This is a genomic window from Wenyingzhuangia gracilariae (genome assembly GCF_056387575.1).
On record NZ_CM150748.1, the window covers coordinates 2,218,583 to 2,232,505 of the forward strand.

The 13,923-nt window shown below is 32.1% G+C and carries 8 protein-coding genes; 4 read left to right on the forward strand and 4 right to left on the reverse strand.

The genetic code is table 11. The annotated features are described in order from the left end of the window. Positions 1–3 precede the first annotated feature (3 nt). Both ACY2IJ_RS09715 and ACY2IJ_RS09720 read left to right on the forward strand, forming a co-directional pair. Positions 4–1,551, forward strand: a complete 1,548-nt coding sequence (locus ACY2IJ_RS09715) for a sulfatase family protein (RefSeq protein WP_476724165.1) — start codon at positions 4–6, stop codon at positions 1,549–1,551. 20 nt (positions 1,552–1,571) lie between these two features. Beyond that, the gene (locus ACY2IJ_RS09720; RefSeq protein ID WP_476724166.1) at positions 1,572–4,031 is read left to right on the forward strand and encodes a glycoside hydrolase family 2 TIM barrel-domain containing protein; all 2,460 of its coding nucleotides are present in this window, start codon (positions 1,572–1,574) and stop codon (positions 4,029–4,031) included. Positions 4,032–4,162: 131 nt separating this feature from the next. Here ACY2IJ_RS09720 and ACY2IJ_RS09725 read toward each other — a convergent pair whose 3' ends face one another. From ACY2IJ_RS09725 to ACY2IJ_RS09740, 4 genes are all read right to left on the reverse strand, one after another. Next, positions 4,163–5,638 carry a RagB/SusD family nutrient uptake outer membrane protein gene (locus tag ACY2IJ_RS09725; protein ID WP_476724167.1) on the reverse strand — a complete coding sequence of 492 codons (1,476 nt, stop codon included), beginning with the start codon at positions 5,636–5,638 and terminating at the stop codon, positions 4,163–4,165. Between the two features lie 12 nt (positions 5,639–5,650). Beyond that, the gene (locus ACY2IJ_RS09730; RefSeq protein WP_476724168.1) at positions 5,651–8,941 is read right to left on the reverse strand and encodes a SusC/RagA family TonB-linked outer membrane protein; all 3,291 of its coding nucleotides are present in this window, start codon (positions 8,939–8,941) and stop codon (positions 5,651–5,653) included. Positions 8,942–9,134: 193 nt separating this feature from the next. Then, positions 9,135–10,316: a FecR family protein gene (locus tag ACY2IJ_RS09735; RefSeq protein ID WP_476724169.1), complete on the reverse strand. Its 1,182-nt coding sequence runs from the start codon at positions 10,314–10,316 to the stop codon at positions 9,135–9,137. Positions 10,317–10,446: 130 nt separating this feature from the next. Next, positions 10,447–11,004 (reverse strand): RNA polymerase sigma-70 factor, encoded by a 558-nt coding sequence (locus ACY2IJ_RS09740; protein ID WP_476724170.1) that lies wholly within the window; start codon positions 11,002–11,004, stop codon positions 10,447–10,449. 303 nt (positions 11,005–11,307) lie between these two features. On the opposite strand from ACY2IJ_RS09740, the gene ACY2IJ_RS09745 reads away from it, so the two are divergent. Next, positions 11,308–12,150 (forward strand): glycoside hydrolase family 3 protein, encoded by an 843-nt coding sequence (locus tag ACY2IJ_RS09745; protein ID WP_476724171.1) that lies wholly within the window; start codon positions 11,308–11,310, stop codon positions 12,148–12,150. Continuing rightward, positions 12,141–13,886, forward strand: a complete 1,746-nt coding sequence (locus ACY2IJ_RS09750; protein WP_476724172.1) for a glycoside hydrolase family 3 C-terminal domain-containing protein — start codon at positions 12,141–12,143, stop codon at positions 13,884–13,886. Before ACY2IJ_RS09745 ends, ACY2IJ_RS09750 begins: the two co-directional genes overlap by 10 nt. Positions 13,887–13,923 lie beyond the last annotated feature (37 nt).

Below are 13,923 nucleotides of genomic sequence, written 5' to 3' on the forward strand. Positions count from 1 at the left end.
GTTATGAAAATAAATCATCCAATATTTAAGCTATTTTTACTGTTTATAACTTTGTCTAACATTACCATTACAAGAGCTCAAAAACAAGCAAAACCTAATGTTTTATTAATTTATACAGATGATCATAGGTATTCTGGAGTTCATGCATTGGGAGGACAAAATGTAAAGACTCCCAATATTGACAAATTAGCCAAAGAAGGTTATATTTTTGACAATACTTATTTAATGGGTTCATATAATGGAGGAACTTGTATGCCAAGTAGAGCTCAACTATTAACAGGTAGAAATTTGTTTGATTTGAAAGATATAGGACGTGTAATTCCTAAAGAACAAGTTGCTATTGGAGAGGCTTTTTTAAACTCAGGTTATAATTCTCATGTAATTGGAAAATGGCATCAAGACAATCAATCTTTAGGTAGAATGTTTAATAGTGGTGCTACTATTATGAGTAGGGGTGTTTACTTAGCTGATCATTTTAGAATGCCGCTATGGGATTGGAGAGCAGATGGGAAATACACTAAAAAAAATGCAATTATTTACACTTATGATAAAAAGGGAAATATTGTAAAAAGGGGGCTCAAAAGTAGTGATAAAAAAGGAGCTTTTTCAACAGAAAAAGATGGCCCACATACTTCAGAGATTTATGCAAATGAAGCCATCAATTTTATAGAGCATAAAAACGAAAACAAACCTTTTTTTATGTACTTAGCCTTTCATGCACCACATGATCCAAGACAAGCTCCCCAAAAGTATAAAAAAATGTATCCAGAAAATAAGATACAATTAACACCTTCTTACATGCCTCAGCATCCTTTTGATAATGGACATATGACTACAAGAGATGAATCTTTAGCTATATGGCCAAGAACTCCAGAAATTGCTCGTAAAGAATTATCAGACTACTATGCAATTATTACACATTTAGATGCACAAATAGGTAAAGTAATTAAATCTTTAAAAAAAACAGGACAATATGAAAACACCATTATCGTATTGTCTGGGGATAGCGGTTTGGCCGTAGGAAATCATGGGTTAATGGGAAAACAAAACCTATATGATGAAGATGGAATTCACGTTCCTTTAATTATTTCTGGAAAAATAAAAGGAAATGGAAAACGGTTTGATGCATTGAGCTATATACACGATATCTATCCAACAATTTGCGATTTGGCAAATATCAAAAAACCTATCTCTGTTACAGGAAAAAGTTTAAAACCAGTTATTGATGGAGAAAAACAACAAATTAGAGATTATACCTATCATGCTTACAGACAACATCAAAGAGCCTATAGAAAAGGAGATTATAAGCTGATAGAATTTGTTAGGGCTCCTGATACTGATAAAAAAACGCATGATTTTATATCTGGTAGTAAAACAACATTATTATTTAATTTTAAAAAGGATCCTTGGGAAACTACCAATTTAGCTTTTTTACCAGAATATAAGGAACTGCTAACTAAAATGCGTAAAGAGATGAAAGAAAAGGCTATAGAACTTAACGATTATAGAGAACATAACAATTACCCTGTAGATTTTTGGGATTATTATTAAGCAAAAAACAGTGTAAATACATGAAAACCAAAAACTTAATTATTAGTAGTATTTATTTATTACTAAATATAATATCTCTAAATGCCCAAAATTTAAACTTTAATGAAGGTTGGCAATTTTTAAAGGGAGAGGCTAAAGGAGCCGAAAACCCAACATACGATGATTCTAAATGGAGAACTCTAAACTTACCTCATGATTGGGCTATTGAAGGTCCCTTTAGTAACGAATATAATGCACGTTGTGGCGGACTTCCTTTTCATGGAACGGGTTGGTATAGAAAAAAATTTAAACTTGATAATTCAGATAAAGATAAAATAATTCATATTGAATTTGAAGCTGCAATGAAATCTTCAGATGTTTGGATTAATGGATATCACTTAGGTTTTCGTTGGTCTGGATATATTTCCTTTGAATATGAACTCACAAAACACTTAAAATTTGATGGAACAGATAATGTAATTGCTGTTCGCTTAAAGCCAGAAGATTTATCATCTAGATGGTACCCTGGAGCTGGTTTATATAGAAATGTATGGTTAAAAAAGAACAATCCTATTTATGTAGGGCTATGGGGAACATATATTACAACACCAACAGTTACAAAAAAGAAAGCTGTAGTACAAAACGAAACAACAATTTATAATAGAAGTGAAAAAGATGCTCTTGTAAAGATTGTTCAAGAATATTTTTCTCCAGATGGAGAAAAAGTAGCCGTTTCTAAAGAAGAAACTATTATAAAAGCAAACACTAGTTATGTATCTGGCACATGGTCAAACATTAAAGAACCTAAGTTGTGGGATATAGGAATTCCTAATTTATACAACGCAATAACTAGTGTATTTGTAAACGAAAAAAAAGTTGATGAGTACACATCACGTTTTGGTATTCGAAAAATTAAATTCACAACAGAAGGCTTTTTTTTAAACAATAAAAAAGTAAAACTAAACGGTGTATGTTTACATCATGATAACGGTGCCTTAGGAGGTGCAGTATATAAAAGAGCAGACGAACGCAAATTACAGATTATGCGTAATATGGGGGTAAATGCAGTTCGTACAAGTCATAATCCGCCTTCTATAGAATTTCTAGAAGCTTGTGATGAAATGGGAATGTTAGTAGTAGATGAAGCCATGGATGGATGGGCTACTTTCAAAACTGCTAACGGATATCACAATGTATTTGAAGAAAACATAGAAAAAGATATTACAGATTATATGTTAAGAGACAGAAATCATCCATCTATTATTATGTGGAGTATTGGTAATGAAATTGGAGAACAAAAAGATGCCAAATTCGGTTGGAAAACCGCTAAAAGATTATATAATCTAGCTAAAACTATAGATAAAACCAGACCTACTACAGTAGGGTTAAATAATTATCCAAGACCATTTGACAGTAATTTTGCACAGCAATTAGATGTTATTGGTTTAAATTATAAGCCAGCTTACTATGAAGAGGTTAAAAAAAACTATCCAGATTTAATAGTTTATGGCTCAGAAACAGAAAGTACTTGTAGTAGTCGTGGAGTATATCATTTCCCTGTTAAAAAATATAAAAAACACGAAAGTCATGAATTAACAGGTTATGATATTATTGGACCATCTTGGGCATATCCGCCAGATATTGAATTTCATTTTCAAGAAAAAAATCCTAATGTATTAGGAGAATTTGTTTGGACTGGTTTTGATTATTTAGGAGAACCTACACCTTTTGGTGGAAAAGATAATTCTACCAATGGTTATTGGAATGGTGATTGGCCAGTACGTAGCTCCTTTTTTGGTATTGTAGATTTATGTGGTTTCCCTAAAGACAGATATTACTTATATCAAAGTCAATGGACAACAAAACCTATGATACATATTTACCCCCATTGGAACTGGAAAGGTATGGAAGGAAAAAAGATACCTGTAACTTGTTATACCAATTGTGACGAAGCTGAATTGTTTTTAAATGGTAAATCTTTAGGTAAAAAAGTAAAAGGTATTGACACAACACAAATTCCCGTAGACTTTAGTACTTACAAACCCAAAGTTTTTGATTCTAAATACCGTCTAACTTGGAATGTACCCTATAAAAAAGGAACACTTAAGATTGTAGGGTATAAAAATGGCCAAGAAGTTTCTTCTAAAGAAATTTCAACAGCTAGTAGAGCCTATAAAATAGAGCTTTCTGCAGACCGCACCGAAATTAATGCAAATAGCAAAGATTTATCTTATATCACAATACGAGTTTTAGATAAAAATGGGAACCTCTGTCCCTTAGCTAGCAATTTAATTTACTTTACCACTAAAGGAGAAGGAGAAGTTATTGGTGTAGACAATGGAAATCAAAAAAGTTTAGAACCTTTCCAAGCAAACCAACGTAAAGCATATAATGGTATGTGTTTAGCTATTGTAAAATCTACTAAAAACAAAGGAAGTATTACTTTTAAAGCTACGGGAAAAGGGTTAAAAAGCGATATTATTACTCTAAAGGTTAACTAAAATACGATTAGGTAATACTAGTATTTTTATCAATTACTGATAATTAGAATCAGCATAAAAAAACTTAAGCCCAACCAAATACTAAAATTTGATTGAGCTTAAGAAACTAACTAAATTAAAAAAACTATATACTAATAATTATTTTGGGTTAATACTCCTTGTGACAACTGTACTTGATTAAAGGGTATTGGCATTACTTCGTTCTTATTCGATTGATAACCTAAAGGACCTAAAATAGCTTCTGCTCTACCCGTTCTAATCAAATCGTGATATCTAAATCCTTCTCCTGCCAATTCCACACGTCTTTCATGATAAATTGCATCTAACAAAGGTTGACCGCTAAGTGTTAAAGGCAAATCCGGTACTACACTAGGCAATTCTGTACCTCTTGCACGAGTTCTAACTTTATTTACATATTCTACAGCTGTTTGTGGATCTGTATCATATATAGCCTCTGCATACATTAAATACACATCTGCCAAACGGATTACACGTATATTCATATCGCTATTTCCTGCACCTCCAACACTTGGTTTTTGATAATTACTGTAAGGAGCCCAAGAATATTTTCTATTAAACCACTCGGTACCATAGCCTCCTGTTTCGTTGTAAAAAGAAGCATCAAATCTAGGATCATTGGCTTCAAACTCATTCCTTAAATCTTCTTTAATTTGACCAAAACCTATTCCACCTTTGCTTCTTGGTGTTAGCATTCTTCCTATTAAGGTTCCTAATTTACTTGTATTTGATGAGAAGTTAATTTCAAAAACAGAACCTGTTCCCCATTCACCCTCAGGATTAAATACAGATCTAAAATCTGATTCTAATTCGTAACCTGGAATTAACATAAATTGATCACCATAAGTTTTTACTTGATCCATTTTGTTTTGATACAAGGACACACGCATCATTAACCCTAAGGCAGCTCCTTTATCTGCATGTCCCAAAAACTCTGCTCCTTTATCAAATCTAGAAGGTAAATTTTGAATGGCAAGCTTTAAATCCTCTTCTATAAACGTATATACGTCTTGTTTTGATGCTCTTGGCACAGCATATTTACCAGGTTCTAATGGTTTGTCTATCAAAGGAACTCCTCCAAAAGAATTTACCAAATCAAAGTAATAATAGGCTCTTAAAAAACGAGCTTCTGCTAAAATTTGTTCCTGCTGTGCTGTGTCTTCAAACTCAATATTGGGTACTTTTTGCAATACTAAATTGGTATATAGTATTCCTTTGTAATTTACATCCCAAATAGCAGTTATAGAATTATTAGACGTTTGTAATGTATAAGTTTCTTTTTCAAACAACTGAACACCATCATTTACTCTAGCCCCACCTTTTAGAATGTCATCTGTTCCTACATCTCCAAAAATTAAATCGTTAGAATTTGCTGCTAAAAAGTTTTCTACTCCATACATTTCTCTTAATGGAGAATAAGCTGCATTTAAGCCTTGTTCTGCATCTGTAGGAGTTTTGTAAAAGTTATCTAAAAGTGGTGATCCATAAGCATCTACTTCTAAATAATCATCACTACAAGATGTAATAGCTACTACTAAAGCTATTGAACTATATTTTACTGTCTTTATTAATTTACTGTATAATTTCATCTTCAACATTTTTTAAAAGTTAATATCTAATCCTAATGATACTGTTCTTACAGATGGGTATCTACCTCTATCTATACCAATATCTAAGGGATTGTTTTGGGATGAATCAATACCTACTTCTGGATCTAAACCATCATATTTTGTGAAAGTTAACAAGTTTTGTGCGGCTACATATACTCTTAATTTGTTAATTAATGCCTGCTCTAACAAACTTTTAGGAAGACTGTATCCTAACTGAACGTTTTTTAATCGTAAATAAGATCCGTCTTGTACAAACCTGCTAGACAGTGCTGTATTTACTCCGTTTCCTGTAAATGTTACTCTAGGAATGGTATTAGAGGTTCCTTCACCAGTCCATCTACCTAACATATTTGTTTTTAAGTTGGTTCCTAAATCTCCTTCTAAATAATAATTACTTGCATTAAAGATTTTATTTCCTTGACTTCCTTGAAAAAAGGCTGTAAAATCAAATTGCTTGTAATTCATATCAATGTTAATTCCGTACGTAAATTTTGGAAATGGAGAACCTATGTATGTTTTATCGTTATCATCTATTACTCCATCATTGTTTAAATCTTTGTATCTAACATCTCCTGGTTTAGAATTTAAAAACGTAGGTCCGTTATCTACTTCTGCTTGATTTTGATAAATTCCATCCATTACATAACCATAGAAAGAAGCCAACGGTTGTCCTGCCTCGGTTCTGGCAATGTTTTTAAATCCAGAACCATTTCCTGTTTGAATCACACTTCCTTCATCTGCAAGTTTTATGACTTTGTTTTTGATAAAAGAAATGTTTCCACCAACATTAAAACTAAAATCATTAATTGTTTTTTTATAGCTTGCTGTAAACTCCACTCCTTTATTTTCTATATCTCCTGCATTGGTATATGGATTTTGGTCGTAACCTGCATTGGTTAATACCGGAGTAGCCATCAACATATCTGTTGTGTTTTTAATAAAATATTCTGCAGAAAAAGTAAGTTCGTTTTTAAGCAAAGCCATATCAATTCCAACGTTGGTTGTTTTGGTTGTTTCCCATTTTAAATCTGGGTTTCCTGGTCTTAATGGGGCAACTCCTAATGCCGTTCCTTGATCTGGTCCGTACAAATAATTAGTACCTATATTTAAAGTATTGAATGTTGCTGTGTTTGGAATGTTTTGATTTCCCGTTTCTCCCCAACCTGCACGTAATTTAAGCTGATTGATGACATCTAGTTTGTAAAAACTTTCTTTGTGTAAGTTCCATGCCAATGCTAAAGATGGAAATTGTGCCCATCTGTTGTTAGAACCAAAACGGGTAGATCCATCAAAACGATAAGTACCTGTAAGTAAATACTTATCATCATAACTATAGTTTATTCTTCCAAAAAAAGATAACAATTTAGATTCTGAAATATTTCCATCTGCAAAAGCAGTAGACACATCTCCAGACCCTAAAGTTGGATTGGATACACTTTCTGGAATACCATTACGTTGTGTGTTTACATTGTTAGAGTTTAACTCCTGTACCTCTTGTCCTAACAAAGCGTTGATGCTATGTTTTTTATCTATTTTGGTATTGTAATTTAATGTATTCGACAATATCATAACTCTGTCCTCTCCTCTATTCAACTTATATGTACTTACATTTGATAAATAAGTTGGAGCTACAAAATATTCTGGTTGAAAGTTATCTACTTGAGTGTTGTTTACTTGTAAACCATAATTAGATCTAAATGTCAGTCCTTTTATAATCTCAGCTTCTAGAAATAAATTTCCAAAAAAACTTTCTTTTATTTGCGGAGTTTGTCCGTACTTAACTAAACCTAAAGGGTTAATAGCAGATGAGTAATTGGTAACTCCAAAACCTCCATCGTTACTATATATAGGTGTTACAGGATCTACTACATACCCAGCAAAAGCTGCTCTTGGCCATGCATTTCCACTATATTCTGGTACACTTTTTTTATCTGCTTTTGCATATTGTAAATTGTGTCCTATTTTAATTTTTGGTTTAATTTGATAAGTATTGTTAACCCTAAAATTAGTTCTTCTATAAGAGGAATTTTTCACCACCCCTTCTTGATCTATAATTCCTGCAGATATAAAATATGTGGTTTTATCTGTACCTCCTGAAACTGACAATTGATGGCTTTGTTGAATTGCTGTTCTGTAAACAGCATCTTTCCAATTGTATGATTTTAATGATGCAGGGTTTGCCAAATCTGGATCAGCAGGTTTTCCATCGTTAGATAAAGCTTCGTTGTACAATGTAGCCCATTGCTCTGCATTAAGAACATCTACATCATTAACTTTATCTTGCATTCCTACATAAGTTCTATACGTAATGTTTGGTTTTCCTTTTTTTCCTTTTTTTGTGGTAATTAATACAACTCCATTTGCTCCTCTAGATCCGTAAATAGCGGTTGCCGATGCATCTTTTAATACTTCTATAGATTGTGCATCTTCCATATTAATGGTTGTAATATCATTAATAGGAACACCATCTACCACATATAAAGGATCTGAATTGTTAATGGTTCCTGTTCCTCTAATTCTAACCGTAGGTGTTGCTCCTGGAGATCCAGTACTTTTAGAAACGGTAACCCCTGCTGCTCTACCTTGAATGGCTTGCGCTATGGAAACATTTTGTGTTTTGCTTATTTGCTCTGTATCAACAGAAGATAACGCTCCAGTTACATCCGATTTTTTTACTGTACCATAACCCACCATTACTATAGCATCTAACTCGCTAACATCTTGTTCTAAAACAACGTTTACAACTGTTTGATTATTTACAACTACTTCTTTTTCTTTATAACCTACATACGTAAATACCAATACAGGGTTGTTTGTTTTTACAGTAATTTGATAATTTCCATCAAAATCGGTAATAGCTCCTTGTGTAGTTCCTTTCACCACTACATTGGCTCCTGGTACAGGCATTCCAAATTCATCTTTTACAACTCCTTTAACAATAATTTGTTGTTGTAGCATTAAATTGTTTGTTCTGGAAATTGTTTTCCCTTTTACCAACACAATTTGTTTCCCTACGGTTGTGTAATTAATATCTGTATTTGTAAATAAATTGTTCAACACCCTTGTTACCAATTCGTTTGTAACATTTACAGATACTAATTCATTGTTGTTAAACTCGTTATTATTGTAAAGAACTTTGAACTCTGTTTGAGCTTCAATTTCTCGGAACACCTTTTCTACACGAACATTTTTTAAGTCTAATGTTACTTTTGCTTCTTGTGAATAAGTACTAGCGTGAATATTAAAGAGTGAAAACAAGAACATATAGATAGTCAACTTCATCTTTAGATCTAGTTTTAGAGAATAGAAATCCCATTCCCTTAATTTGTTTGGATTTTTCATACTTTTGTATAAGGTTTCGTGGTTTAATAATTTTGGTTAAATCACCTTATTTTTAATCGGGAAATGTGCCAGCATTTTCCGATTTCTGTTAATAAGGTTTTTCTAATTGCTTTACTTGGTCAAATCATATTATTTAAAATTTAGTTAATATTTTAATTGTATTTCCTTCTTTTACATAATCAAAAGGGTAATTTGCTTTAAAAGAATTTAAAACTTGCTCTATAGTTTCTATTGTAAAAGTGGCTGTAAACACTTGGTTGTTTAATGCTTTGTTTTGATTTTGAATTTTTATGTTGTAGTGTCTTTCTAACTTTTTAACAATATTTTTAAAAGCAACTGCTTCAAAAACTATTTCTCCATTTATCCATCTTGTGTATAGAGATGTATCTACCTTTTTAAACTTAATTTGTTTGCTTTTTGTATTCCAAACTGCTTTGTGTCCTGGGCTTAACATAGCTGCTTTTTGTTTGTTATACGCTTTGTTTTTTTCGTACAGAGCTACAGAACCCTCTACCAATACAGTTTTTACAAATTTATCTTCGGGATAAGAAGAAACGTTAAATTGCGTTCCCAACACTCTAACATTTAAATTGTTTGCATTTACCACAAACGGATGTGTTTTGTCTTTGGCTACATCAAAATAAGCTTCTCCTGTTAAGAATACTTGTCTTTTTTTTCCTTTGATGAATTTGACAGGATATTTTAAATTGGTTCCAGAATTTAAATGAACTTTAGTACCGTCTGATAAAATTAACTCAAACGTTTTTCCGTAAGGAACCAACAATTCATTATAAACCAACTCAGTTATATTCTTTAAAGAGTTGCTGTAATTTAACTTTGTTCCTTTTTGAGTTCCTACAACTTTTCCTTTTTCATCAACAATTGTACTTTCACCGTTAGCATTTATTACTTGAATATTTCCGTTGGCAAGTTTTAAGGTAATTTCTTCTGATGTAGTATTTGTAGCAAGTGGTAAAGCTGTTAAAGAATTTTTAGTCATGTAAAAATAAGACAGTCCAATACTTAATAAAAAAACCGCTGCAGCTCCGCCTACCCATGTTAAATATCTGAGCTTAGATACTGGGTAAATTTGTTTTTGAATTTTTTCCCAATCTTTGTTCTTTTGATCGTTAATTTGTTTTAAAAGATGATTACGTTGGTTTTGAGCTCCAGCATCTTTTAATCTATCAATAATTTGTTGGGTATCGTTTTCATCAAACAAAGGGGTTATTTTCTCTGGTTTGATTTCTTTATTTTTAAAGATAGATTTTGCTAAATCTTTAGCAAGTATAAATAAGTTCTCTAATCTGTTCATGTCTAATTTTAAAATAACAACAGGGTATTTTATTACAAAACGACACAAAAACAATATAGGGTGCAAAAAAAATGATTTTTTTTTACGTTATTCTCAATAAAACGAAATAAAAATACATTTTAGTCAGTTTCTAATTAATTAAAACAAACAGTAAAATAGCGTAAGATCCTTTTAATAAAGGACGTAATTTTTTATAAGCAATCTTTTTTTGACTTTTAACTGTATTGATAGAAATGTTTAACTCTTCTGCAATTTCATCGTTCTGACGACCTTTCATACTAAGTTCTACAACTTCTCTACATTTATTAGGCAATTTTTTTAGTGCTTCATCTACCAATCTAGAAACTTCTTCTATCAAAACTTCTTTTTCAAAATACGTTTCCGATTCTAAAAGTGTAAGATCTAAATTAGTAGCATTTATTTTTACTTTGTACTCTTTGCTTTTTAAATAATCTAAGCTTTTGTTACGAACACTTGTATACAAATAAGCCTTAATGTCATCTTGGGGTTCTAAAAGAATTTTATGATTCCAAAGTTTGATAAAAACTTCTTGCACAAGATCTTTTGCTTTTTCTAAATTATTAACATAGTTATTTGAGAACACACACAAAGACCCATACAGCGAATTGTAAAGCTCATCGTATCTGTTTTTTGTAGAAACCAATTTATTTGACACTACTTTTTTCAATCTTATCGTATAAAATTAATGACTCAAATTAGATGTTCATCACCTAAACTTAAAATTGAGAAAATCAAATATACCGAAAACGTAATTTTTAACGACTAAAAACACACAATCCGTTTAGCTATAAAAATTCTAATATGTATCACAAATGGTTAAAACAACCGTTTTATAATTTTTTACATGCTAAAATTCAAGAACAAATCCTTTAAATACAAGACTTGTCCTAATAATGTCCATTGTTATTTTTCTTACTTTCTAGTTTCTAAAATTACATTTGAGAATAATCATTTTAAAACGTTTATTCTTATGAAATACTTTAAAACAGCATTATTGTCTGCGTTTTTATTCTTACTAAGTTTTGGCTCTTTTGCACAAACTTGGAAAAATCCAAATGCAAACATTAATGATAGAGTTCAGGACTTACTGTCCAAAATGACTTTAGAAGAAAAAATTAGCTATTGCGGATCTAGAATTCCAGAAATTAAAAGATTAGGAATTCCATCTTTTGAATGGTACGGTGAAGCTTTGCACGGAATTATTGGATGGAATTGTACTCAATTTCCACAAAACATTGCCATGGGTGCCACTTGGAATCCTGATTTAATGTTTGATGTTGCTACCGCTATTTCTAACGAAGCAAGAGCATTAAAAAATATGGGGAAAAAAGAAGTTATGATGTTTTCTCCGACCGTAAACATGGCCAGAGACCCTAGATGGGGTAGAAATGGTGAATGTTACAGTGAAGATCCTCATTTAATGTCAGAAATTGCACGTATGTATGTTAGAGGAATGCAAGGAAACGACCCTAACTATGTAAAAACGGTTACCACTGTAAAACATTATGTAGCTAACAATGTAGAAACAAAAAGGGAGTGGATACATTCTAACATTGGGAAAAAAGATTTATACGAATACTACTTTCCTGCATACAAAACCTGTGTTGTAGATGAGAAAGCAACAGGAATTATGACCGCATTAAACGGTTTGAACGGAATTCCTTGTACAGCACACAATTGGTTGGTAAATGATGTATTAAGAGACGAATGGGGATTTAAAGGATATGTAATTGCAGATTGGGCTGCTGTGCAAGGTCTTGAAAAAAGAATGAAGTATGCAAAACACAACCCGAAGCTGCTGCAATGGCTATAAAAGCAGGTGTTGATCAAGAATGTTTTAGACATAAAGAAAAACAAGCTCCAATGGTAAGTGCATTGCCTAAAGCGCTAGAGCAAGGTTTAATCACAGAAAAAGAATTAGACATTACAGTTGCCAGATTGTTAAGACTTCGTTTTATGACTGGTGATTTTGATGATCCTGCATTGAATCCCTATTCTAAAATTCCTGCTAGTGTTTTAGAATCTGATTCGCACAAGGCTTTGGCATTAAAAGCTGCTGAACAATCTATTGTGTTGTTAAAAAACAATCAAGTACTTCCTCTAAAAAAGGATTTAAAAAACATTGCCATGATTGGTCCTTTTGCAGATAGATGTTGGATGGGAATATACTCTGGACATCCTAAAAGCAAAGTAAGTCCCTTAGACGGTATCAAAACCTATACCCATGCCAATGTAGCATTTGCAGAAGGTTGTAATGTAACGGCTAAAAATGATGATGACACCAAAATAGCAGAAGCTGTTGCTTTGGCTAAAAAATCAGACCAAGTAATTTTAGTTGTAGGGAATGATGAAACTACTTCTACAGAAAACACCGATAGAAAATCGATAAAATTACCAGGAAATCAGCATAAACTAATCAAGGCCGTACAAGCTGTAAACAAAAACATCATATTGGTATTAGTTCCTAGCGGACCTACAGCTATTGCTTGGGAACAAAAAAACATTCCTGGTATTGTGTGTGCTTGGCCAAACGGACAAGAACAAGGTACTGCCTTAGCAAAAGTATTGTTTGGTGATGTAAACCCTGGAGGAAAATTAAATGCTACTTGGTATGCCTCTGATAATGATTTGCCAGATTTTCACAATTACAAAATGGCAGGAGGAAACAGAACTTATATGTATTTTAAAGGAAAACCATTGTATCCTTTTGGATTTGGTTTAAGCTATACCAACTTTAAAATAAACAATGTTTCTCTAAACAAAAAGAAATTAAAAGCCAATGAATTTGTAACAGTAACTGCTACTGTAAACAATACAGGAACCTTACATGGTGATGAGGTTATTCAAGTATACATTCGCAACGTTAACTCTTCTAAAAACGCACCCATTAAAGCTTTAAAAGGATTTAAACGTGTGTCTGTAGCGGCAGGGAAACAAACCACTGTAGCTATTCAAATTCCTTACGAAGCTTTTTCTTATTACAACACTAAAAAAGGAAAGCTAATGGTAAAAAAAGGAACTTTTGAAATTTTGGTGGGTAATTCTAGTGAAAACATTATAGCTACCAAAACTATTGATGTTAAAGGTGGTGATTTACCAGAAATTAAAGTAGGACAAAAAAGTGCTTACTATAATTTTGATGCCGAAAAACACGGTAAATCTTGGGATTATTTGTACCAAAATAATACAACTAAAAATACCGTTGTTAAAAACAAAGAGGACAACTCTAAGTGGGTAGAATATGAAATTACGTTTGTAGATCCAGGATTTTATGTAAATACTTGGAATGCAGAACTAAACTTTAAATCGGCTAGTAAAGAGGCTATTATAGAAACCTTTATGGCAGGCAACGCTATTAAAACCTATACCATTTTAAACAATCAACGCACATTGGCTATTAAAATTCCAATTCCACCAGAATATGGTAAACCAGTACGTTTAAAAATTAAAACTAGAAGTGGAAACGTAGAACACGAGTCTATTAAAATTATTCCTCCTGGTGATGAAAAGCCTTTTGTAGTTTCTAAAATTATTGATCAATCTAAGTAAAATAGATTACAGTTTTTAGTGAACTTATAATGTGTAC

What these genes read in the sequence shown, in the direction of transcription:
- ACY2IJ_RS09715 (WP_476724165.1), top strand. Translation starts at nt 4, where the DNA reads ATGAAAATAAATCATCCAATATTTAAGCTATTTTTACTGTTTATAACT.
- ACY2IJ_RS09720 (WP_476724166.1), top strand. Translation starts at nt 1,572, where the DNA reads ATGAAAACCAAAAACTTAATTATTAGTAGTATTTATTTATTACTAAAT.
- ACY2IJ_RS09725 (WP_476724167.1), bottom strand. Translation starts at nt 5,638, where the DNA reads ATGAAATTATACAGTAAATTAATAAAGACAGTAAAATATAGTTCAATA.
- ACY2IJ_RS09730 (WP_476724168.1), bottom strand. Translation starts at nt 8,941, where the DNA reads ATGAAGTTGACTATCTATATGTTCTTGTTTTCACTCTTTAATATTCAC.
- ACY2IJ_RS09735 (WP_476724169.1), bottom strand. Translation starts at nt 10,316, where the DNA reads ATGAACAGATTAGAGAACTTATTTATACTTGCTAAAGATTTAGCAAAA.
- ACY2IJ_RS09745 (WP_476724171.1), top strand. Translation starts at nt 11,308, where the DNA reads ATGAAATACTTTAAAACAGCATTATTGTCTGCGTTTTTATTCTTACTA.
- ACY2IJ_RS09750 (WP_476724172.1), top strand. Translation starts at nt 12,141, where the DNA reads ATGGCTATAAAAGCAGGTGTTGATCAAGAATGTTTTAGACATAAAGAA.